This is a genomic window from Mycobacterium pinniadriaticum (assembly GCF_026242045.1).
In the GTDB taxonomy this organism is placed as follows: Bacteria; Actinomycetota; Actinomycetes; order Mycobacteriales; family Mycobacteriaceae; genus Mycobacterium; species Mycobacterium pinniadriaticum.
Genome location: NZ_JAPJDO010000114.1, coordinates 1 through 719 on the forward strand (window position 1 = coordinate 1; position 719 = coordinate 719).

Sequence of the window (719 nt, forward strand, 5' to 3'; positions counted from 1 at the left end):
GCAGACGATCTGGACCTGGCATCGACGGATGAGCGCTGATGGCACCTGGGATCTGGTGTTGGCGCGGTTGCTGGCGGCCGCAGATGAAGCCGGGGTCATCGACTGGGCCGTGTCGGTCGATTCCACGATCGCCCGTGCTCATCAACACGCCACGAACGTCACCCGTGACACAGGGGGCTGGGTCGAATTACACGAATCTGGCGAGCGAGCCGCCTGACCACGGCATTGGCCGCTCCCGCGGCGGGTTGACCAGCAAGATCCATCACCTCGTCGATGGCTGCGGGCGACCACTGGTGGTGCTGGTGGGCGCTGGCCAAGCCAACGACGGGCCGGTGCTGGAGCATTTGCTCGCACATTTGAAAGTTGATCGGGCCGGGCCGGGCCGGGCGCGTACCCGTCCTGACCGCCTCCGTGGCGACAAGGCCTATTCCAGTCGAGCTACTCGGCGACGGTTGCGTCGACGAGGGATCGTCGCGGTCATCCCTGAACCATCCGACCAGATCGCCCACCGCAAACGCCGAGGCACCCAGGGTGGACGACCACCGGCCTTCGATGCCGAAGATTACAAGGGCCGCAACGTCGTTGAACGCAACTTCAACACCGTCAAACAATGGCGCGGCCTGGCCACCCGCTACGACAAACTCGCCATCGTCTACCGCGGCGCAGCAGTCCTACGTGCCATCACCGTCTGGCTACCACATTTATCGGACACGGCCTAG

The 719-nt window shown here is 64.5% G+C and carries 1 protein-coding gene and 1 pseudogene; both read left to right on the plus strand.

Annotation, left to right across the window (positions count from 1 at the left end; translation table 11 throughout):
- Positions 1 to 217: pseudogene (locus ORI27_RS32885) on the plus strand (hypothetical protein); the annotation flags it as partial.
- A 28-nt stretch (positions 218 to 245) separates the two neighbouring features.
- Positions 246 to 719: an IS5 family transposase gene (locus ORI27_RS32890; RefSeq protein ID WP_266001433.1), complete on the plus strand. Its 474-nt coding sequence runs from the start codon at positions 246 to 248 to the stop codon at positions 717 to 719.